Origin of the sequence: Cochlodiniinecator piscidefendens (assembly GCF_011326755.1) — a bacterium.
Classification (GTDB): Bacteria; Pseudomonadota; Alphaproteobacteria; order Rhodobacterales; family Rhodobacteraceae; genus Cochlodiniinecator; species Cochlodiniinecator piscidefendens.
This window is the reverse complement of record NZ_JAAOIE010000005.1, coordinates 65,091-86,186: the sequence shown is the minus strand read 5'-3', so window position 1 is coordinate 86,186 and position 21,096 is coordinate 65,091. Positions and strand designations below refer to the sequence as shown.

19 protein-coding genes are annotated in these 21,096 nt (G+C 50.7%); 8 read left to right on the top strand and 11 right to left on the bottom strand.

The annotated features are described in order from the left end of the window. Positions 1–150: 150 nt before the first annotated feature. The 3 genes from rpsO (at position 151) to G9C99_RS13730 (ending at position 3,550) form a co-directional block, all read left to right on the top strand. On the top strand, positions 151–420 hold the full coding sequence (gene rpsO, locus G9C99_RS13740; RefSeq protein ID WP_166418093.1) for a 30S ribosomal protein S15: 270 nt from the start codon (positions 151–153) through the stop codon (positions 418–420). A gap of 158 nt (positions 421–578) precedes the next feature. After that, the gene (gene pnp / locus G9C99_RS13735) at positions 579–2,723 is read left to right on the top strand and encodes a polyribonucleotide nucleotidyltransferase (protein ID WP_166418092.1); all 2,145 of its coding nucleotides are present in this window, start codon (positions 579–581) and stop codon (positions 2,721–2,723) included. A 122-nt stretch (positions 2,724–2,845) separates the two neighbouring features. Next, complete coding sequence (locus G9C99_RS13730; protein WP_331460011.1) at positions 2,846–3,550, top strand: aquaporin; 705 nt, start codon at positions 2,846–2,848, stop codon at positions 3,548–3,550. A 50-nt stretch (positions 3,551–3,600) separates the two neighbouring features. Here G9C99_RS13730 and G9C99_RS13725 read toward each other — a convergent pair whose 3' ends face one another. Then, positions 3,601–5,586, bottom strand: coding sequence for a CocE/NonD family hydrolase (locus G9C99_RS13725; protein ID WP_166418090.1), 1,986 nt, complete (start codon positions 5,584–5,586; stop codon positions 3,601–3,603). Positions 5,587–5,691: 105 nt separating this feature from the next. Beyond that, positions 5,692–6,339, bottom strand: a complete 648-nt coding sequence (locus tag G9C99_RS13720) for a peroxiredoxin (protein WP_166418089.1) — start codon at positions 6,337–6,339, stop codon at positions 5,692–5,694. Between the two features lie 149 nt (positions 6,340–6,488). Here G9C99_RS13720 and G9C99_RS13715 point away from each other — a divergent pair, with 149 nt between their 5' ends. Then, a complete protein-coding gene (locus G9C99_RS13715; protein WP_166418088.1) occupies positions 6,489–7,928 on the top strand; it encodes an aldehyde dehydrogenase family protein in 1,440 nt (479 codons plus the stop codon). A 44-nt stretch (positions 7,929–7,972) separates the two neighbouring features. Here G9C99_RS13715 and G9C99_RS13710 read toward each other — a convergent pair whose 3' ends face one another. From G9C99_RS13710 to G9C99_RS13675, 8 genes are all read right to left on the bottom strand, one after another. Further along, a complete protein-coding gene (locus G9C99_RS13710; protein WP_166418087.1) occupies positions 7,973–8,620 on the bottom strand; it encodes an RluA family pseudouridine synthase in 648 nt (215 codons plus the stop codon). A gap of 89 nt (positions 8,621–8,709) precedes the next feature. Next, a complete protein-coding gene (locus G9C99_RS13705; RefSeq protein WP_166418086.1) occupies positions 8,710–11,160 on the bottom strand; it encodes a GcvT family protein in 2,451 nt (816 codons plus the stop codon). Positions 11,161–11,262: 102 nt separating this feature from the next. After that, entirely contained in the window at positions 11,263–12,219 is a 957-nt protein-coding gene (locus G9C99_RS13700) for a GlxA family transcriptional regulator (RefSeq protein WP_166418085.1), read from the bottom strand. A gap of 33 nt (positions 12,220–12,252) precedes the next feature. Beyond that, the gene (locus tag G9C99_RS13695) at positions 12,253–14,700 is read right to left on the bottom strand and encodes a GcvT family protein (protein WP_166418084.1); all 2,448 of its coding nucleotides are present in this window, start codon (positions 14,698–14,700) and stop codon (positions 12,253–12,255) included. A 64-nt stretch (positions 14,701–14,764) separates the two neighbouring features. Beyond that, positions 14,765–15,391, bottom strand: a complete 627-nt coding sequence (locus G9C99_RS13690) for a LysE family translocator (RefSeq protein WP_166418083.1) — start codon at positions 15,389–15,391, stop codon at positions 14,765–14,767. Between the two features lies 1 nt (position 15,392). After that, positions 15,393–15,965 carry a helix-turn-helix domain-containing protein gene (locus G9C99_RS13685; RefSeq protein WP_166418082.1) on the bottom strand — a complete coding sequence of 191 codons (573 nt, stop codon included), beginning with the start codon at positions 15,963–15,965 and terminating at the stop codon, positions 15,393–15,395. Between the two features lie 177 nt (positions 15,966–16,142). Beyond that, positions 16,143–16,598 (bottom strand): GAF domain-containing protein, encoded by a 456-nt coding sequence (locus tag G9C99_RS13680; protein WP_166418081.1) that lies wholly within the window; start codon positions 16,596–16,598, stop codon positions 16,143–16,145. Then, the gene (locus tag G9C99_RS13675) at positions 16,595–17,773 is read right to left on the bottom strand and encodes a thiolase family protein (RefSeq protein WP_166418080.1); all 1,179 of its coding nucleotides are present in this window, start codon (positions 17,771–17,773) and stop codon (positions 16,595–16,597) included. Before G9C99_RS13675 ends, G9C99_RS13680 begins: the two co-directional genes overlap by 4 nt. A gap of 100 nt (positions 17,774–17,873) precedes the next feature. Here G9C99_RS13675 and G9C99_RS13670 point away from each other — a divergent pair, with 100 nt between their 5' ends. The 4 genes from G9C99_RS13670 to G9C99_RS13655 are packed head-to-tail and all read left to right on the top strand — an operon-like array spanning position 17,874 to position 20,710. After that, entirely contained in the window at positions 17,874–18,215 is a 342-nt protein-coding gene (locus G9C99_RS13670; RefSeq protein WP_166418079.1) for an STAS domain-containing protein, read from the top strand. Beyond that, positions 18,205–18,684: an ATP-binding protein gene (locus G9C99_RS13665; RefSeq protein WP_166418078.1), complete on the top strand. Its 480-nt coding sequence runs from the start codon at positions 18,205–18,207 to the stop codon at positions 18,682–18,684. Before G9C99_RS13670 ends, G9C99_RS13665 begins: the two co-directional genes overlap by 11 nt. 58 nt (positions 18,685–18,742) lie before the next feature. Then, positions 18,743–20,323, top strand: a complete 1,581-nt coding sequence (locus tag G9C99_RS13660) for a gamma-glutamyltransferase family protein (RefSeq protein WP_166418077.1) — start codon at positions 18,743–18,745, stop codon at positions 20,321–20,323. Next, entirely contained in the window at positions 20,324–20,710 is a 387-nt protein-coding gene (locus G9C99_RS13655) for a rhodanese-like domain-containing protein (RefSeq protein WP_166418076.1), read from the top strand. It begins immediately after the preceding gene. Here the strand turns inward: G9C99_RS13655 and hspQ are convergent. After that, positions 20,707–21,033, bottom strand: a complete 327-nt coding sequence (gene hspQ, locus G9C99_RS13650; RefSeq protein WP_166418075.1) for a heat shock protein HspQ — start codon at positions 21,031–21,033, stop codon at positions 20,707–20,709. The two genes, G9C99_RS13655 and hspQ, sit on opposite strands and share 4 nt — an antisense overlap. Positions 21,034–21,096: the final 63 nt, after the last annotated feature.

Here is a 21,096-nt window from a genome sequence, read left to right as displayed (position 1 = left end):
ATCCGCTACAGCGCTTTTTGCTTCCCTTTTCCCAAGAATCCACCTATACGCGCGCATCCACCTCTTTTGACTGAGGTGCGATACCCTCCATGGGCCCTGCTGGACGACATCCCGGCCTGCGCCTTAACCCTTTGAAAATAGGAGACCCCGATGTCGATTACTGCAGAAGACAAAGCACGCATCATGAAAGAATTCGCAACCAAAGAAGGTGACACTGGTTCACCCGAAGTACAGGTTGCTATCCTTACATCACGCATCAGCACATTGACCGAGCACTTTAAAACTCACAAAAAAGACAACCACTCACGTCGTGGTCTTTTGATGATGGTTGCGCAACGTCGTAAACTTCTCGACTTCCTTCGCGGCAAAGAAGAGCAACGCTATCAGGACCTGATCAAGCGCCTCGGCATCCGCCGCTAAGCTATCAAAGACGCGCCCAACGGGCGCGTCTTTCACATTCCGCATGTCTGTCTGCCGGGCTCGCCAGATCAGATAGGAAACGCAAAGAGCCAGAGGCATACGGCCTCTACGCAAACGGCCAAAGGGGATACGCCCCCGCAGCCAACATAGGATTCGATATGTTCGAAGTTACAAAAAAATCTATGCAGTGGGGCGATGAAACGCTCACACTTGAAACCGGTAAAGTGGCACGTCAAGCAGACGGCACAGTTATCGCAACGCTCGGCGAAACATCTGTCATGGCCAACGTGACTTTTGCACGCAAGCAAAAGCCTGGTCAGGACTTCTTTCCTCTGACCGTGCATTACCAAGAAAAATACTACGCTGCTGGTAAAGTCCCTGGTGGCTTTTTCAAACGCGAAGCACGTCCAACCGAAAAAGAAACACTGACAGCGCGTTTGATCGACCGTCCGATCCGCCCTCTGTTTGTGCCAGGCTTCAAAAACGAAGTATTGGTGATGTGTACTGTTCTGTCACACGACTTGGTTAACGACCCTGACATGGTTGCAATGATCGCGGCATCTGCTGCTCTGACCATTTCTGGCGCACCATTCATGGGCCCAATCGCCGCCGCGCGCGTTGGTTTTGCCGAAGGTGAATACGTTCTGAACCCTGATCTTGATGACATGCATGATCTACGCAACAAACCTGATCAGCGTCTTGATCTCGTAGTTGCTGGAACCAAAGATGCGGTCATGATGGTTGAATCAGAAGCATACGAACTGTCCGAAGCAGAAATGCTTGGTGCGGTGAAATTTGCGCACGATTCTATCCAGCCAGTTCTCGACCTGATCATTGATCTGGCCGAAGATTGCGCAAAAGAGATGTTTGATTTCCAAGCGCCTGACTACTCTGAATTGTCTGCTGCTGTAAAAGCTGCTGGCGAAACAGAAATGCGCGCTGCATTTGCAATCGGTGACAAGCAAGAACGCACAGCTGCGGTTTCTGCGGCACGCGACACCATCCTAGGTGCCTTGAGCGAAGAGCAACTCGCAGATGTGAACCTCGGCTCCGCTTTGAAAAAACTCGAAGCCAGCATTCTACGCGGTGACGTTGTGAAAACCGGCAAACGTATTGACGGTCGCGCAACAGACGAAATTCGTGACATTCAGTCCGAAACTGGTTTCTTGCCACGGACCCACGGTTCTGCCTTGTTCACACGCGGCGAAACTCAGGGCTTGGTTGTGACCACATTGGGCACCGGTGATGATGAGCAAATGATCGATGCGCTTCACGGCACATATCGTTCAAACTTCATGCTGCACTACAACTTCCCACCCTACTCAGTGGGCGAAGTTGGTCGTGTGTCTGGTCCAGGACGTCGTGAAATCGGTCACGGTAAACTGGCATGGCGCGCACTTCAGGCTGTTCTGCCTGCGGCAACTGATTTCCCATACACTGTTCGCGTTGTATCAGAAATCACTGAATCAAACGGCTCGTCTTCTATGGCATCTGTTTGTGGTGGTTCCTTGTCCATGATGGACGCTGGTGTACCATTGAAATCAGCCGTTGCTGGTGTTGCTATGGGTCTTATCCTCGAAGAAGACGGCTCCTATGCGATCTTGTCTGACATCCTGGGTGACGAAGACCACCTTGGCGATATGGACTTCAAAGTAGCCGGTACCGAAGCAGGTATTACGTCGCTTCAGATGGACATCAAGATCGCGGGCATCACCCCTGAGATCATGGAAAAAGCGCTCGAGCAGGCGAAAGCTGGCCGTTTGCACATCCTTGGTGAAATGGGCAAAGCACTGTCTGAAACTTCTGAGTTCTCAGCACACGCACCACGCATTGAAACAATGCAGATCCCAACCGACAAAATCCGCGAAGTTATCGGTTCAGGTGGTAAAGTGATCCGTGAGATCGTTGAAACCTCAGGTGCCAAAGTTGACATCAACGACGACGGTGTGATCAAAATCGCATCCGCCAACGGCGAAGCCATCCAAAAAGCATATGACATGATCCATTCGATCGTGGCAGAGCCAGAAGAAGGCCAAGTCTACAACGGTAAAGTTGTTAAGATCGTTGATTTTGGTGCATTCGTGAACTTCTTCGGAAAACGCGATGGTCTTGTGCATGTTTCTCAAATCGAGAACCGTCGCTTGAACCACCCATCTGACGTTCTGAAAGAAGGTCAAGAAGTGAAAGTTAAACTGCTTGGCTTTGATGATCGCGGCAAAGTGCGCCTATCCATGAAAGTGGTAGATCAGGCAACTGGCGAAGAAATCAAGCCAGAGCAAAAAGAAAGCAAAGAAGAGGCATAAGCCACTCTTTGCTTCACAGCTAAATCGGCCCCGGTGGAAACATCGGGGCCTTTTCTTTGCGTTCAATTCGCTGCAATTCCCCTTTTTTGAACAATGACAATTCGCGAAATTGCCTCAACGAAATCAAAAAGGAACGCAGCATGAATAAGTTAATTGCTGAATTTATTGGGACTTTCACCCTCGTACTCTTTGGCTGCGGCGCAGCAGTTATCGCGGGCGACGCCATCGGGTTTACCGGGATATCATTTGCATTCGGCCTCGCGCTGATCGGCATGGCTTACGGGATTGGTCCCGTTTCTGGATGCCACATCAACCCAGCAGTTTCCTTGGGTGCAGTTGCGGCAGGACGAATGGAGATATCGGAAGCCATTCGCTACATCGGCGCACAGATTGCAGGTGCGGTTGCGGCCGCTTTGGTTTTAATGATCATCATGAAAGGCAAACTCTCTGGCTACGATGTTAGTGCATCTGGTCTAGGCCAAAATGGCTGGGGTGCCGGTTACTTGGGCGAATACGGTGTTGCCTCTGCCTTTGTATTTGAGGCCATCGCAACATTCCTGTTCGTAACAGTTATCTTAGGATCAACTGGCAAAGGTGCCCCATCAGCAATGGCTGGCTTGGCAATTGGTTTAACGCTGGTCGTTATTCACCTCGTCGGCATCAGCGTGACCGGTGTTTCGGTTAACCCAGCACGTTCCATCGGCCCTGCGCTGTTTGTTGGCAGCCATGCCATAGGTCAACTTTGGCTGTTTGTACTTGCGCCGGTGATTGGCGGTGTCGCTGCTGGGTTGGTGTTTCGGACAGGAACGCTTGATAGCGAAGAGTGATAAAGCTCGCCGCGCTCCCCCTAAGGGTGCGCGGCTTGCATTTTGGCTGTTCAGCCTCGGGCAATCCGCTTCTCGAACACTTTTTCAAACACTTGTTTGTCCCCTTCAAACGCGCTTAACACTTGCCGCAATACAAAGTGCCCCGCTTCGGACCACATTTCTGTCTGAACATTGGTGCGCACTTCCCAATCCTCGCGGCCAAGACTACGAGACCACGAAATCTCTGCGCGGGCAGATCCCGGATCATTACCCACGAACCGCCAAACCTCTTTGACCGCGCTTTCGGTTATCAGACCATTTTCAAGATCTTCGTTTCGCCCATGGTCACCGTAAATCGTCAATACCGTTTCACCAGTTTCGCTGTTTGTTTCCCATGATTTGGATTCGTCGCCTTTACGAAGCTGTTGAATATCGCGCAGCGGCCCCATTTCGGGAGGCTCAAATTCCCAACCTTGGTCGCCCCTGATCTTGATTGGCAGCTTCAAGTCGCCCCCAGTGATTTGTAGCTCAAACGGTTGCTCTTCTGGCCAAATATATGGCCAATAGCTGCTAGAAACTGACACTCTCACCCGGTGGCCCACCGGAATACGATAGGCCGCCTGATCTAAAACGACCGTCACATCATAAGCCTCACCCGGTTTCAAATCCTCGCCCGCCTCGAACCCATTTCTGTGTCGAAGATTTAAAAATCCAAGGCTGATCAATGCTGATGTTCCATCAGGACGCACATCGCAAAGACGCACAGCAATCTGCGCTTTGGGTGCATCAGCCGAAACCGTCAAAGCAACCTTTGGCGCACCTAATATGACTTGATCCTCGTCCAAGACAGGACCGTCAAAACATAGGGAAAGCGCATCATCTTTGGTCTGATCGTCAGGCAGCTCCCCCGGCCCAAACCCGAACGGGAAATATTCACCACAGGCCTGACCACAATTCATGTCAAAGGACAGATTTGACGTAAACTCACCCGCCTGTCCCATTGCACCATCTCCGAAGGGCAGCGCTTTTTCTATTACATTAGGAGAAGGCCAAACAGATTCAGAAACCCATTCACCGGGACGATGATCACAACTAACTGATGGCGCGATACTATCCATCACATACGCACGGTAGGCCGGATCATTTTCAACACCCGTATCAATCCCCTTCAACCAATGATCCCACCAACGCAGCGCTTCTTGCATATAGCCGATTGAGGGTTGAACCGTACTGATATGGGGATACTTGTGAGTCCACGGCCCCAAAATCCCTTTTACTGGCGCTTCGAGGTTTGCAGCTAAATGTGACATCGTATTGCGATACCCATCTAACTGCCCACCTAACGCAAGCACAGCGGCCTTAATCGCACTGTAATCTTCACAAACGGAGCCATGTTTCCAATACGCGTCTCGGTCACGATGCTCCATCCAACGGCTGCCCAAGAACGGTGTAGCCTCTAGGCGCTCCAGCCACATATCTCGCCATTTTTCCCCGACCAACGCTGGGTCAGGTGGTGTCGAAAACCATGACATAGATGTTGCGGCCCAACCAACATTTTCCGAAACCTGAATGCCGCCCTTATAGTGAATGTCATCCGCGTATCTATCGACAGTCGATCCAATGGTGATAACCGCTTTTAGAGGTTCGGGTGCACGCGCAGCAATCTGCAATCCGTTGAAGCCGCCCCAAGAAATCCCCTGAATCCCAACATTTCCATCGCACCAAGGCTGCTTTGCAATCCAGTGAATGATATCAACGCCATCGCTGAGTTCTTGCTCAGAGTATTCGTCATCAAAGAGCCCTTCACTGTCCCCACATCCGCGCCGATCAACCCGCAAACACACATAGCCATGTCCGGCGAAATAGGCATGCATTGGCTTGTCACGGTGCGCGGTCCCGTCAGATTTCCGATACGGCAAGTACTCTAAGATAGCAGGTAACGGTCCGACATTTTCCGGCATCCAAACATGCGCAGACAGCCGCGTTCCGTCGGGCAACATCACAGCCATGTCGCGATTTTCAGTAATTGAATACGGGAAGTCAGTTGTGATTTTCATGTGCCGTCCACTCTGGAAATTTGGGTAAAGGGTGCCCTCATTTTCCACGAGTGAAAAGAAAAAAGCCCCCAAGAATGGGGGCTTAATGTCGTAATTGAACCATTATCAGATTTTTGCTTTGCGAATATATGGAAGAGGTTGCTCAAACTCACCAAACTTTTCACGCGCTTGGTCGTCATTTAGGCTTAGTGCGATGATCACATCTTGACCCAGTTCCCAGTTCGCGGGTGTCGCAATTGGCGCGCCTGCCGTTGCTTGCAACGCGTCCAACGCTCGCAGAATCTCAGCAAAGTTCCGACCAACCGACATTGGGTAAGTCATCGACAGTTTCAGCTGCTTGTCTGGGCCAATGATAAACACAGAACGTACCGTTGCACTGTCGTTTGGCGTACGGCCATCTGGCATATAGGCCTCTGCTGGTAGCATATCAAACGCCTTTGATACAGCCAGCCCTTGGTCAGCGATAATAGGGAAACCAACATCTGCACCACCGTAAGATTCGATATCTTTGATCCAGCCTTTGTGTTCTTCCACGCCATCAACGGAAACACCGATTACTTTGGTGTCACGTTTGGCCCATTCTTCCGCCAGCTGTGCAACTGCGCTAAATTCAGTGGTGCAAACAGGTGTGAAATCCTTTGGGTGGCTAAATAGGATCGTCCAATTATCGCCGATAAAATCGTGAAATTTGATCGGGCCTTGGGATGTGTCAGCGTCAAAATTTGGAACAACATCGTTAATGCGGAGGGACATGTGAATTCCTTTCAATGGGTGTCGAAATGAACCTAAGCACCCAATAGACCGTCTGCAAGCACCCAATATTTGTTTTTGACCTGCTCTATAAGGGCTTGCACCGACATGCTGCTCACGCCACTGTGCGACAAATTCCGATGGAGTCCCCCATGATCGAAAAACGCGAATTCTATATTAATGGCGCTTGGGTTTCACCCGCAGCCCCCCGTGACCTTGATGTCATCAACCCTTCGAACGAAGAAGTCTGCGCTGTTATTTCCCTAGGGGATCAGGCCGATACGGATGCCGCAGTTGCAGCCGCAAAAGCAGCATTTCCTACTTGGGCAGAAGTCCCCAAAGCTGAACGGCTCGCTCTGACACAAAAGCTGCTCGAAGTTTACAACAAGCGTGCCGATGACCTTGCCGAAGCGATGAGCATCGAAATGGGTGCCCCGATTGATCTGGCGCGCACTCAGCAGGTTGGCGCGGGTAGCTGGCACATCGAAAACTTCATCAATGCGTTCAAAGACTTCGAATTTGATCGCTTGCTAAACGATCATTCTCCAAATGATCGCATCCTGATGGAACCCATCGGTGTTTGCGCGATGATCACGCCATGGAACTGGCCGATGAATCAGGTTGCGTTGAAATGCATTCCTGCGATGGCAGTGGGCTGCACAACCATTTTGAAACCATCCGAAGTGTCGCCGCTATCATCAATCGTATTTTCCGAAATCGTTCATGAGGCAGGCTTTCCTGCCGGCGTTTACAACATGGTGAATGGTGACGGTGTTGGTGTTGGTTCACAGCTCACCACACACAAAGACGTTGATATGGTAAGCTTCACCGGATCAACGCGCGCTGGTATCGCGATTTCCAAAGCCGCCGCAGATTCGCTAAAGCGCGTTTCGCTTGAATTGGGTGGCAAAGGCGCGAACATCATCTTTGCTGACGCTGATGAAAAGGCCGTTAAGCGTGGCGTTTTGCATGTCATGAACAACTCTGGCCAATCCTGCAACGCCCCAACCCGGATGTTTGTTGAACGCTCAATCTACGATCAATCCGTTGCCCAAGCGACCGAGATCGCCGCCAAGGTTTCTGTTGGCCCCGCGTCCGACAGCGGCCGGCACATTGGACCCGTTGTGAACGAAACCCAATTCGACAAAATCCAAGGTTTGATTCAAACTGGGATTGATGAAGGTGCTAAACTGATTGCTGGTGGTACTGGTCGCCCCGACGGGCTTAACCGTGGCTACTACGTTAAACCAACGATCTTTGCTGACGTGACTTCCGATATGACAATCTACAAAGAGGAAATCTTTGGCCCTGTCCTGTCTATCACACCTTTTGATTCCGAAGACGATGTTGTCGAAATGGCCAATGACTCTGTCTATGGCCTGACCAACTATGTCCAAACCCAAGATGGGGCCAAACGCAACCGCGTCGCGCGCAAGCTTCGGTCTGGTATGGTTGAAATGAACGGTACATCACGCGCGGCTGGCTCGCCGTTTGGCGGCTACAAGCAGTCCGGCAACGGGCGCGAAGGCGGCGTCTGGGGATTGGAAGAGTTCCTAGAAATCAAAGCCGTTTCAGGCTGGGCCGCTGAGTAATCTGAAAACAATAAACGCCCTGATTTCTGTCAGGGCGTTTTGCATTAAAATGGGCATTTCGCAGAAAAGGTAAGCCCCTTCCCACCATCGGGATGGCGAATGCGCAGGCTTTCCGCGTGTAGCATTAAACGCGGGGCGTTTAGCGCCTCACCCGTCGCATAAAACGGGTCCCCCAATATCGGATGCCCGATTTCTTTCATATGCACCCTAAGTTGGTGACTGCGGCCTGTCAGCGGGAACAGACGCACGCGGGTTTCGTTTTCACCATATTTCACCACACGCCAATCCGTGATCGCTTGTTTACCTGTTTCAAAATTGACGTGCTGCAATGGCCGGTTCGGCCAATCCACGATAAGCGGCAAATCTATTGTCCCTGTCCGCTCGTCAACACGACCAAAGACGCGGGCGACATAAACCTTCTTTGTATGGCGTTTCTCAAATTGCAGACCCAAATGGCGCTGCGCAGATGGGGTTAACGCAAAGATCATGACGCCCGATGTATCGCGATCCAGCCTGTGCACGAGCAATGCCTCAGGAAATGCGGCCTGTACACGCGTGATCAAACAATCCGCGAGGTGCTCGCCCTTGCCGGGTACCGACAAAAGACCAGCCGGCTTGTTCACCAGCAAAATCTGATGGTCAGAATGAATAATCTCAAGCGGATCTTGCGGGGGGGAATAGTCGCTGCTCATGACTGGCTACCTAAGCCGTCTCTGCCTATGGGGCAAGCCCAAGCAAAGGGCCCCACACCCAAGTCACCTTGGATATGGGGAAATTCAAATCAGACCTTCACGCGTTCTGATTTAGGGTCATACATTGGTTTCAGCGATGCTTCGGCCTTTACGCGGGTGCCCATGACATCAATCTCGTAGCTTGATGCAAGAACCTCTGCGGCTGTTTGACCTTCGCACGGCACATAACCCATCCCGATAGCCCCACCCAAGGTGTGACCATAATTGCCTGAGCTGATGTAGCCGACAATTTCGCCATCCCGGATCAACGGTTCGTTGTGATAAAGAAGCGGTTCTGGATCGGTCAATTTAAACTGGACCATGCGCATTTTCGGACCCGTTTCTTTGCGTTCCAATACCGCGTCTCGACCGATGAAATCCGGCTTGGAGGTTTTGACAGCAAAACCAAGACCGGCATCAACGACATGATCTTCGCACGTGATATCATGGCCAAAGTGACGGAAACCTTTTTCGATCCGGCAGCTGTCCATCATATGCATGCCACACAGTTTCAGACCCAAGTCTTGGCCAGCTTCGTGCAGCGTTTCAAACGCGTGCCCGGCCATATCTGCGCTGACATATAGTTCCCAGCCAAGTTCACCCACATAGGTCACACGGTGCGCCCGAGCGAGCCCCATACCGAGTTCAATTTCTTGCGCGGTGCCAAATGGATTGGTCGCGTTTGTGAAATCGTTCGGGGATATTTTTTCCAACAGCTTACGTGCATTTGGCCCCATGATGGCCAACACACCCTCACCCGCTGTGACGTCGGTGATCACAACCCGGAAGTCGCCGACATGACGCATCATCCAAGTTTGATCGGCAAGACGGGTAATCGCAGGCGTCACAACCAGATAGGATGTTTCAGTTAGTCTCGTGACCGTAACGTCCGCTTCGATTCCGCCACGTGTGTTTAGGAATTGTGTGTAGACGATTTTTCCGTTTGGCACGGAATAGTCACCACCACCGATGTAGTTTAGGAATGCTTCGGCATCTGGGCCTTCGACACGGATTTTCCCGAACGAAGACATGTCATACATACCGACATTTTCACGCACAGCGCGGTGTTCCGCAGCTGAGTTTTCAAACCAGTTCTGGCGTTTCCATGAATATTCGTATTCTGCTTTTTGGCCTTCATTCGTAAACCAGTTTGCGCGTTCCCAACCGCCAAGTTCACCAAACACACCGCCCTGTTCTTTCAGATGGTGGTGGAACGGTGTACGACGCACGCCGCGCGCGGTACGTTTTTGCAAATAAGGGAAATGATCTGCGTAAAGCAGGCCAAGCGTTTCCTTAGAACGCTCAAACAAATAGTGTTTGTTGCCTTGGAATGGCTGCATCCGGGTGATGTCAACGTCACCCAAATCAAACGGTTTTTGACCTTCGTCCATCCACTGCGCGAGCGCCATGCCCGCACCACCAGCAGATTGAATGCCGATAGAATTGAAGCCTGCAGCAACCCAAAAATTGTCCATCTCAGGTGCTAGACCTAAGTGATATGCGTCATCCGGCGTGAAGCTTTCCGGACCGTTAAAGAACGTGTGAATCCCAGCCTCAGCCAGCATCGGCATCCGGTTACATGCGTTTTCAAGGATTGGTTCAAAGTGATCAAAATCTTCAGGCAATTGATCAAATTCAAATGTATCCGCAATCCCGTTCATGCCCCAAGGTTTAGCGTTCGGTTCAAACGCCCCAAGCAGCATTTTTCCTGCGTCTTCTTTATAATATGCGCATTCATCTGGCACACGCAGAACCGGCATTTGCGTTAGGTTCTGGATTGCCTCAGTCACGATATAGAAGTGTTCACAGGCGTGTAGCGGAACATTTACCCCGGCCATGCGGCCAACTTCGTGGCCCCACATACCTGCGCAGTTCACGACCATATCAGCCTCAATATGGCCCTGGTCTTCGCCATCATCGCTGACCCAATCGACACCGGTGACACGACGACCATTTTTGGTGATGTTGGTCACTTTGATACGTTCTTTGACCAATGCACCGCGTTGGCGCGCGCCTTTGGCCAATGCCAGTGCGATGTTTGCTGGATCACCTTGACCATCCAGCGGCAACCACACGCCAGCCGTTACGTCATCAATGTTTAGATGTTCGTATTTTGCTTTGACTTCGGCAGGCGAAATTTCTTCGACATCCACACCAAAGGCACGCGCCATCGCTGCTTGGCGAAAGATTTCTTCGCGACGCTCTTCGGTCAGGGCAACAGTGATCGAGCCACAGCGTTTGAATCCCGTCGCTACGCCTGTTTCCGCCTCAAGGTTGCCGTACAGCTCCTGCGAATATTTCGCGAGCTTGGTCATATTGGCTGTTGCCCGCAGCTGTGCAATCAAGCCAGCAGCGTGCCACGTTGTGCCCGACGTAAGCTGCTTGCGCTCAAGCAAAACAACGTCTTTCCACCCCAGTTTTGTAAGGTGATACGCAACAGAGCAGCCAATCACGCCGCCACCGATAATGACCACACGGGCCTTGTTTGGAAGAGTACTCATATCACGTCTCCATTGATCAAATTTTGCGACATGTTGCACGAGCCCCGAAAGCAAAATACACCAAAAACGTAATCAATGTCGAATATGACGCTTTTTCAAAATTTATTCATTCTGCGAACCACTTTGTCGGCGTAATCCCAAAGGGGTAATCCCAAAAAAGCTTTTGTAGAGGCTCGAAAAACCATTCACAAACCCGCATGCCAACCCAACTTCACGCACACTAAGCGTTGTGTTTAACAGTAAATTGTTGGCCTTATTCATACGCAATTCGCGATAATAATTATTGGGAGTTGTCCCCAAGCTCGCCTTAAACTTTCTCTCGAGCGAACGGCTGGAAACCCCTAACAGCTGAACCAATTGACTAATCGGAAGGGGTTCTTCCATATTCGCCTGCATCAATTCAATACAACGGTCGAGATCTTTGTCACCGGTCATCGACAGTGTTTTTCCGCCGAAAGGTTGCAGCGTTGAAAAATCTCGGATGTGTTCATGCAACAAAATATCTGCAACGGTCATTACAGTGGCAGACGATAAATGGTTTTTTATGATTGCAAGCGTCACGTCCACAGTGGCGCCCATCCCTGCGCAGGTTACAATACGTCCATCATCAACCGCGAGCGCAAAATTGGCGTCTCCCATTTCCAGACGTTCTTGCAAAACGGTGCCATTTTCCCAATGAGTGGTGTGCGCTTCGTCCTCGCCGCCATGTTCATTGATGTATCGACTGGCCGCTTCGGCTAACAACAGCACTTTAATTTGGCGATAAGTGTATTTGGAAATAACGCTGCCCAGGGATAGTTCAGGATTCTGCGGATCCGAGTTCCCTATAACAAACGCATAATCGGCATCAGGCCGATCTGTAAAAGCCTCCGCTTTCACAAAAACCCCAGCACTGCTGGTAACAAGTCCACCGTTACGCGAACGCAATATCCATCGAAAAGGCGGCTTTGCGCTGATCCTATTGGCGATTCGGATAACGTCAATCACGCCCGCCAGTTCGGTTAGGACAAACTTATCAGCCAACAAAATGTCAAATTGCCATTGTGTTTTGTCCGACATTGTTTGTCCTAACCCTTTTCTTACACGATCCTATCAGGCCCGCAGGCGTTCATTCGCTGGATCCCAGAGAGGCTGATCCTCTTGCACAACCGCACGAACACGTTTGCCATAGATTTCCACCTCTAGCTCCGTTCCAGGGGCCGTCATATCCGTACGCAGCATTGCGTGAGCAACGGATGCATTGATCCGATATCCCCAGCCGCCTGACGTTGTTTCGCCAACGATTTCACCGTTGTGCAAAACAGTCGACATATAGGGTGCATCACAATCGCCCGCATCGACCAAAAGAATAGCAAAGCGTTTTTTGCTGCCTTGCTGTTTCTCCGCCTGAAGCGCTGCCTTACCAACGAAATCTTGTGGTTTGTCGAGTTTGACAAAACGCTCCATTCCGCCTTCGAACAATGAGTAATCAGAAGAAAGATCACCCTTCCAAGTACGATAGCCTTTTTCCAGCCGTAGGCTGTCTAAGGCATACATACCAAACGGTTTTGCACCTGCGGCTGTGATAGCGTCATAGATCGCTGCTTGATCCTCATTGGCACAGTGAACTTCCCAACCGAGTTCACCCGCAAAGGAAACCCGTGCGAGGAACGCAGGTTTACCCGCAACTGTAGCCTTTTGATGGGTCAACCAACCAAGGGATAGATCAGCATCTGACAAGCCAGCAAACAATTCGCGTGACTTTGGACCAGTCACAATCATTGTCGCAACTTCGGTTGTGTGATCGGTCAGTGTGACACCAGTAGGCAAGTTCATCGCCAACAAATCACGGTCATGCCATTGTGCCGACCCCGCTGTGATCATGGTAAAGTGATCTTCGCCATGACGAACGCAAGACATCTCAGTCAAGATGCGACCGCGGCTGTCAGAAAAATAGACAAGGTTCATACGGCCCACTTTTGGCAGACCGCCAGTGACCATACCGCGCAACCATTCTGCTGCACCCTCGCCTTCAAGGTTGAAGCGGCTAAAGCCTGGCAAATCCAAGATACCAACACCGTCGCGCACCGCTTCGCATTCTTCTTTGATGCGTTGCTCCCATGGGCCTGAGCGTCCCCAAGTATGCGTCGCCTCAAGCGAAGTATCATCACCCGGCTGTGCAAACCAATTGGCACGTTCCCAACCGTTATAGGCACCCATTACGCCGCCACTGGAAATGATTTTATCATGCACAGCAGATGTTTTTTGATCACGTCCTGCAGGCCATTCATGGCGCGGGAAGTGCATAGCGTATTCGTTGCCATAAACTTCCATACCCTTGGCAACGCAATATTCTTGATCCGTATAGTCAGTATAACGACGCGGATCGACTGCCCACATATCCCATTCAGTGTGACCGTCAACAATCCATTCCGCGAGCACTTTACCTGCACCACCACCTTGGGCGATCCCAAATGTAAAGACGCACGCCTCATACGCATTTTTTACGCCGGGCATTGGACCGATCAGCGGCAGACCATCTGGCGCATAAGGGATTGGACCATTGATAACACTGGATACACCAGAAGTTTCCATCAACGGCACACGGGCCATAGCATCAACAACGATGTCTTCGATCCGGTCCAGATCTTCCTGCCACAGCTGGAAGCTGAAATCTTCGGGCATAGCGTCTTCGGCGTCGACCCAGTGCGCCTTGCAATTCGGTTCATACGGACCAAGGTTGTAGCCGTTTTTTTCCTGACGCAGATAATAGGATACATCTACATCACGGATCAAAGGCAGCTTACCACCATGCTCTTTTGACCATGCTTCGATCTCAGGGATCTGTTCGGTTAGCAGGTATTGGTGCTCCATCACCATCATTGGTACGGTGCGACCGCCGTAGGGCTTAAACATCTCACCGACACGCTGGGCGTAGTACCCAGCGGCGTTTACGACGTGATCACATTCGATGTCACCTTTTTCAGTGTGTACAATCCAAGTGTCATCTTCTTTCTGAGTGACCCCGGTGGCAGGGCAAAAACGGATAATCTTCTGCCCCATGTCACGTGCACCCTTAGCGAGCGCTTGCGTCAACTGAGCCGGATCAATGTCGCCATCGGACGGATCCCAAAGCACACCCGCCAGGTCATGGGTTTCCAAGAACGGATAACGTTCCTTAGCCTCTTCTGGCGTCCACATCTCCATCTCGATGCCTTGATAACGTCCCATAGAACAAGCACGTGCAAACTCCTGCATCCGTTCGTTATTGTGGGCCAGACGGATTGAACCGGTCTGGTGATAGTTCATTGGGTAATCGACTTCTTCTGCCAAACCCGCGTAAAGTTCTGTTGAATAGCGCTGCATGTTCATGATCGACCATGAAGTCGAAAACGTCGGAACGTTGCCCGCCGCGTGCCACGTGGACCCCGCAGTCAATTCGTTCTTTTCCAAAAGAACGCAATCGGTCCAGCCTTTCTTGGCCAAGTGGTAAAGGCTAGAGGCACCTACAACGCCCCCACCGATTATGACCACACGGGCCTTAGTTGGAAAATCTGACATGGTTCACTCCCTATGAGCCAGATAAAGACACAAGCGCAATGCGCCGCTTACACCAGCAAAAGCGCTAACTTCTGCTAAACTGAGGGGCGGATGTTCCACCCAATATTACTCCGTACACGACAAAACATACCGCCATCACACGACGGAATTGTTTGTGTAAAATCATCCCAAACGCCATCCGCCCCATCCACACGCCAAGCGCGGTATAGCCGGCATAGACCAAAACACTGATCGAGAGCGCCGTTGGCATGATCACCCACATCTGGTCCCAGACCGGAACGTCTGTTCGTACAAATTGACTAAAGGCCGCCATGTAACCAGCGACCGATTTCGCGTTGATCACCGCAATCATAAAGCTGCGCCAGAATATTGATTTAGACTTCGTTTCGCGCGCCGTGATGACTTTTCCCGCGTTTATCCACCCCTTGATGCCGAGGTAGATTAAAAACCCTGCGCCAATAATTTTTGCCCAAAAAAACGCTGTGGGGGATGCAAGCAATAAGGCGGTCACACCCAGTGCGGACAGGATCAAAAACAGTGTTGCTTGGCACATAACCGCAAATATGCCCCAACTCGCGTGGCGAAACCCGTAGGTCATCCCATTAGAGATGCAATTAACGGCGTTGGGCCCCGGCGTCGTTACAAAAACGATCCAAAACAGCGCGAATATGGTCCAGCTTTCAAAGTCCATATTAATAAACCGGCGGGGCGATCACCCAGATCGCAACGGCGGGTTCATCATAAGGATTCGCCCATAGGTACATTTCTCCGCGAATGCGAAAACTATCGCCCGGTCCAACGGTGAACGCCCTTCCCCCAATTGTGAGATCTAATTTTCCAGAGATGATATAGCCCACTTCTTGGGTGGGGCGATCTGCAGGGGTCTGCATTTTCGACTGTGGCTGAAACGTGGAATGCACCATTTCAAAATCATCTGTGAGATCAGGTGATAACAGTTCTTCAATCAACCCCTCTTCGCCCGACCCCATAGGCCGACGCGCACCCGAACGAACAACATACCCTTGTTCCTCAGCCGGAGCATTTAGATGCCCAAATAGCATCGACATCGGCACATCAAGGCATTTGGCGATATGGCGTAGGTCAGAAATTGAAGGTTCGGACATGTCACGTTCAACTTGGCTCAACCAACCAACAGAACGCCCTAATTGTTCGGCTAATCCAGACAACGTCATCCCGCGGGCTTTGCGTAACGCTCGCAAATCAACACCCAATGTTTTTGGATTTGTTGGATCTGAATGCAGCATCATTTCTCCTGAAGTGTCGTGAAATTTCCTTCTATTTTTTCATCCTGAATGAGATTAATGAAATTTTCAATCATTTTTTCACGGCGTGTAAAAGTACGTGGCCCCACAACAGAAAAAAGCGGCCTGTTGAAAGGCCGCTTTTCGTCGAGTGTATTCTTCAAAAAGTAAGCTGTATTTTCACACCTTCCCAAAAACACTTCTCAGAATTTTTACCAAATTTTCAGCGTCTTCTTCGGTGAAAGCAGACGGGAAATCACTATCAAGATCAAACACCCCCAACAGCTTTCCCGCACTGTCCCACACTGGCAATACAAGCTCCGACTGAGTGGAACTTGCACAGGCTATATGACCTGGAAACGCATCTACATCCGCAACCAATTGGGTTTTCCCAGTTTTTGCAGCCGCACCGCAAACGCCTCGTGAAAAAGGAATCACAAGACACCCATGCCCCCCTTGGTAAGGGCCAATTTTCAAAGTTTCCCCACCAACATTTCTATAAAATCCAGTCCAATGAAAGCGATCATCGCTGTGATGCACCTCACACGCGACGGTTGCCATCAATGCAACAACATCTGTTTCACCCTCAGTTAGGCTGGCAATCGTTTGGGCGAGCTCCGAATAATATACTTTCATGGAAGCTCAATCGCGATCGCAGTACCTTCACCGCCACCGATGCATATAGCAGCAACTCCGCGTTTCAGGCCTCTTTTTTCCATAGCGTTAAGCAGAGTAACCAGAATCCGTGCGCCAGATGCCCCAATAGGATGTCCCAAAGCACAGGCACCGCCATTGACGTTCACTTTGTCACGCGGGATACCAAATTCGCGCATAAACGCCATGGGAACAACCGCGAACGCCTCGTTCACTTCCCAAAGATCAACATCATCGACCTTCCAACCCAAGCGTTCCAACAGCTTTTTAGTTGCGGGAACAGGGGCCGTCGAAAACCATTCAGGTTCATGAGCATGGCTGGCATGCCCAACGATTTTCGCTCTGATATTAAGGCCTTCTTTCTCAGCCATTTCTGCATTTGCAACGACAAGTGCGGCCGCACCATCCGAAATCGAAGATGCGTTCGCAGGTGTGATAGTGCCATCCTTTTTGAATGCAGGCTTTAGCTGCGGGATTTTTCCTGGGCGCGCTTTAGCGGGTTGCTCATCACAATCAACAATTAACTCCCCTTTTCGCGTGGCAAGAGAAACAGCCGTAATTTCGCCCTCAAATGCATTACTTTTCTGTGCTTCCAGTGCATTCGCGAGAGACTGCAAGGCATATTCGTCCTGCTCTTCGCGTGTGAACTGATACTTCTCAGCGCAATCTTCGGCAAAGCTCCCCATGAGGCGGCCCTTATCATAGGCATCTTCGAGCCCGTCCAGAAACATCGAATCTTGTACATTTTGATGACCAATACGCGCACCACTACGCATTTTAGGGAGCAAATACGGCGCATTCGTCATGCTTTCCATTCCTCCCGCGATCATAACATCAATCTGCCCAGTTGCGATCTGATCAAAGGCCGACATCACCGCTTTCATTCCGGAACCACACATTTTGTTCAATGTGGTGGCGGGTACGTCGCTCCCTAAACCGCCCGCAAAGCCAGCTTGGCGTGCAGGTGCTTGACCTTGCCCCGCAGGTAACACACACCCCATCAACAATTCTTGGACCTGAGCTGCTTCGGCCTTTGCGTTGCTTAGCGCCCCGCGAATAGCTGCACCACCAAGCGTGGGGGCATCAACACCTTCGAAATCACCCTGAAATCCACCCATTGGGGTACGCGATGCACCTGCGATTACAACTTCTTTCACAGCAATTCCTTTCAGTTCCATACTATTTTCAGGAAAATACATACCGAATGGTAAGGATTGCCGTCTAGCCTATATACAAAGTCATATACGGAGCTAGGCGATGAATCTTCACGCAAACGAAACAAACGGGGCTATTTTGGTCACTGTAGAGGAGGCGCGAATCGACGCAGCCTGCGCAATTCAGTTCAAAGATCAAATGCGCGAAGTAACAGAAGGTGAAACAAACCGGGTTATTGTCGACATGACAAAGGTCAATTTTCTGGACAGCAGTGGATTAGGCGCAGTTGTCGCGGCAAAAAAGCAGCTAGGAACAGGCCGCTCAATGGAACTTGCCGGGCTTAGCGACACGGTTCGCAAAGTGTTTCGCCTGACGCGCATGGATTCGATTTTTCCCATCCACGATGATGTTCAATCAGCGTTGGATCAGGCACATGCCGAATGACACTTTGGAAGCGGTCCAAATGGAAGACAGGGTTAAAGTTGTAATCAACGGCTCGAACATGAACCTCTGGTTCACAAGCGAGCCCGAAACCGTGCGCAATGCTTTGTGCACGGTCACAAAGCTCGGCAGTGACATTAAGATCAGTGAAGATATATCAGGACTACTTGAACTGGTTCTGGCTGAAATTCTCAACAACATCGTTGAACATGCCTATCAGGAGCAGCCTGACGGCCCGATCGAACTTGCCATTACTGTTTCAGAATCCAAAGTTCATTGCATTTTGCGCGACTCAGGCGTTCCGATGCCAGGCGGTGCACCGCCTGAGCGCAAAGAGCATGACCTCGAGGCACCCTTGGAAGAACTTCCAGAAGGCGGTTTTGGTTGGGGTATCGTTCGCGACCTTGTTCAGGACTTACAATACAATCGGGTTGCTCATGAAAACGTTCTTAGCTTCGAACTTTCACCATAGCGGATTGCTTGGCAATTGATGTCCCACTGGCTACTGTTCCGCCAACGAGGATATTAAAATGCGTGACTTTCAACTGCCAGGTCGATCTAGCGTCTACGCAAGCAATGGGATGTGCGCGACATCTCATCCGCTTGCTGCAAAGGTTGCAATTCAAATTTTGGAAGCCGGCGGGAACGCGATGGATGCAGCAATTGCTGCTGGCGCGCTACTCGGGATATGTGAGCCACAAATGACGGGCATCGGCGGCGATTGCTTTGTCTTAGCCTCCATACCTGGAGAAGATCGTATTGTAGCCATGAATGGCTCTGGCCGGGCGCCCGCAGCATTAAATGCCGATAAGCTACGCCACCAAAGGTTAGACGTTTTGCCGACTCACAGCGTCGAAGCGATCACTATTCCCGGTGCTGTTGACGCCTTTTGTCAACTCTCGAAGGATTGGGGGAAAATTGGCCTAAAAGCGTCACTTGCCCCAGCAATATATTACGCACAGGCTGGTGTCCCTGTTGCCCCGCGCACAGCATTTGATTGGGTCGCGGCCACAGCAACCCTAAAGGGGTCGGCAAGAAATAATTTTCTGATCAACAACAACGCACCTGAAGCTGGACAAGTCTTCCGAGCACCGAAGCAGGCAGAGGTACTACGCCGCATCGCGATGGAAGGTCGCGACGGGTTCTATGAAGGCGAAGTGGCCGAAGACATGGTGAAATCCTTGAATGCGCTGGGGGGATGTCACACTCTGGACGACTTTGCAGCAATTCAATGTAACTACACCTCGCCCATTTCTGGCACCTACAAAGATATCGAATTGGTTGAGCACCCGCCAAACGGCCAAGGCGCAACAGCAATATTGCTAGGCAACATCCTCAAAGAGTTTGATATAGCTTCGCTGGACCCATTGGGAAGTCAACGCATTCACATAGAAGCCGAAGCCACAAAACTGGCTTACGATACACGAAATCGTTTTATCGCGGACCCTGAGGTATCAGATTCTACATCCCGCATGCTGGACGTTTCACTTGCCCGTGATCTAGCTAAACTCATCCATCCGAACCGAATCATTCAAAGCGTTTCATCCATCAGCGAACAGGTTCACAAAGATACTGTGTACCTCACGGTGGTGGACAAAGATCGCATGGCCGTTTCTTTAATCTACTCCATCTTTCATTCTTTTGGTTCCGGGATCGCGTCTGATAAATTTGGTATTTTGTTTCAAAACCGGGGCGCGGGATTCAACCTTATCGTCGGGCATCCTAACGAAGCCGCAGGTGGCAAGCGCCCTTTGCATACGATTATTCCCGGCATTCTAAAACAAGCCGACAAAGTGGTAATGCCATTTGGTGTAATGGGTGGCCAATATCAATCGACGGGTCACATGCGTTTTATCAGCAATATGGTTGATTTTGGGATGGACCCACAAAGTGCAATAGATGCTCCGCGTAGCTTTGCTGAGGGCAATGAATTGCGCGTAGAAAGAGGATATTCAAACAAGGTGCGCGCCGAATTATCAGAACTTGGGCACAATGTGGTGATCCCCCCCGGACCGATCGGCGGCGCACAAGCCATTAAAATCAATCATGAAACAGGTGTTTTAGAGGGGGCCTCCGACCCTAGAAAAGACGGCTGTGCATTGGGGTACTAAATGACAATAACACCAGTAAAAACACTTGTTGAACGCGCGAAAAAAGAAATCGAAACAATTCCGTTAGACGAATGCGCTACGCTACTCGCTGCGGACAACATCCTTCTCGTCGACATACGCGATATTCGGGAACTTGGCCGCGAAGGGAAGATTCCCGGTGCCATTCACGCGCCGCGCGGGATGTTGGAATTTTGGGTTGATCCAACCAGTCCCTATCACCGCGAAGAATTCGCGACAGACAAAAAGATTGTCCTGTTTTGCGCAGGCGCGTGGCGATCTGCCCTCGCGGCCAAAACGCTTCAGGACATGGGGCTAAATAATATCGCTGAGATGGATGGCGGTTTTGGCAAATGGAAAGAGGCTGAACACCCTGTCACAATCAGTTAGTTTAACTGGAAATGCAGCGGATAGCTTCCATCTTCAAAGTCGCCAAATAGGTCTGGTAAATCGGGATGACTAACCGGTTCACCCGTATAGTCTGCAACTAGGTTTTGCTCAGACACATAGGCGACGTAATAACTTTGGTCATTTTCGGCCAGCAAATGATAAAACGGCTGTTCCTTTTTAGGGCGGCTGTCCTCAGGAATCGCTGCGTACCATTCGTCGGTATTTGAGAACATTGCGTCTACATCGAAAACCACACCACGAAACGGATGTTTACGATGACGGACGACCTGCCCTAAATGATATTTTGCGCGCGTTTTAAACATGACACTCTTTGCCCCCATGACACGATAACTTTAACTTTACCCCTTCGTTATGTCCATCAAGGG

What these genes read in the sequence shown, in the direction of transcription:
- rpsO (WP_166418093.1), top strand. Translation starts at nt 151, where the DNA reads ATGTCGATTACTGCAGAAGACAAAGCACGCATCATGAAAGAATTCGCA.
- pnp (WP_166418092.1), top strand. Translation starts at nt 579, where the DNA reads ATGTTCGAAGTTACAAAAAAATCTATGCAGTGGGGCGATGAAACGCTC.
- G9C99_RS13725 (WP_166418090.1), bottom strand. Translation starts at nt 5,586, where the DNA reads ATGAAAATCACAACTGACTTCCCGTATTCAATTACTGAAAATCGCGAC.
- G9C99_RS13720 (WP_166418089.1), bottom strand. Translation starts at nt 6,339, where the DNA reads ATGTCCCTCCGCATTAACGATGTTGTTCCAAATTTTGACGCTGACACA.
- G9C99_RS13715 (WP_166418088.1), top strand. Translation starts at nt 6,489, where the DNA reads ATGATCGAAAAACGCGAATTCTATATTAATGGCGCTTGGGTTTCACCC.
- G9C99_RS13710 (WP_166418087.1), bottom strand. Translation starts at nt 8,620, where the DNA reads ATGAGCAGCGACTATTCCCCCCCGCAAGATCCGCTTGAGATTATTCAT.
- G9C99_RS13705 (WP_166418086.1), bottom strand. Translation starts at nt 11,160, where the DNA reads ATGAGTACTCTTCCAAACAAGGCCCGTGTGGTCATTATCGGTGGCGGC.
- G9C99_RS13700 (WP_166418085.1), bottom strand. Translation starts at nt 12,219, where the DNA reads ATGTCGGACAAAACACAATGGCAATTTGACATTTTGTTGGCTGATAAG.
- G9C99_RS13695 (WP_166418084.1), bottom strand. Translation starts at nt 14,700, where the DNA reads ATGTCAGATTTTCCAACTAAGGCCCGTGTGGTCATAATCGGTGGGGGC.
- G9C99_RS13690 (WP_166418083.1), bottom strand. Translation starts at nt 15,391, where the DNA reads ATGGACTTTGAAAGCTGGACCATATTCGCGCTGTTTTGGATCGTTTTT.
- G9C99_RS13685 (WP_166418082.1), bottom strand. Translation starts at nt 15,965, where the DNA reads ATGCTGCATTCAGATCCAACAAATCCAAAAACATTGGGTGTTGATTTG.
- G9C99_RS13680 (WP_166418081.1), bottom strand. Translation starts at nt 16,598, where the DNA reads ATGAAAGTATATTATTCGGAGCTCGCCCAAACGATTGCCAGCCTAACT.
- G9C99_RS13670 (WP_166418079.1), top strand. Translation starts at nt 17,874, where the DNA reads ATGAATCTTCACGCAAACGAAACAAACGGGGCTATTTTGGTCACTGTA.
- G9C99_RS13665 (WP_166418078.1), top strand. Translation starts at nt 18,205, where the DNA reads ATGCCGAATGACACTTTGGAAGCGGTCCAAATGGAAGACAGGGTTAAA.
- G9C99_RS13660 (WP_166418077.1), top strand. Translation starts at nt 18,743, where the DNA reads ATGCGTGACTTTCAACTGCCAGGTCGATCTAGCGTCTACGCAAGCAAT.
- G9C99_RS13655 (WP_166418076.1), top strand. Translation starts at nt 20,324, where the DNA reads ATGACAATAACACCAGTAAAAACACTTGTTGAACGCGCGAAAAAAGAA.
- hspQ (WP_166418075.1), bottom strand. Translation starts at nt 21,033, where the DNA reads ATGTTTAAAACGCGCGCAAAATATCATTTAGGGCAGGTCGTCCGTCAT.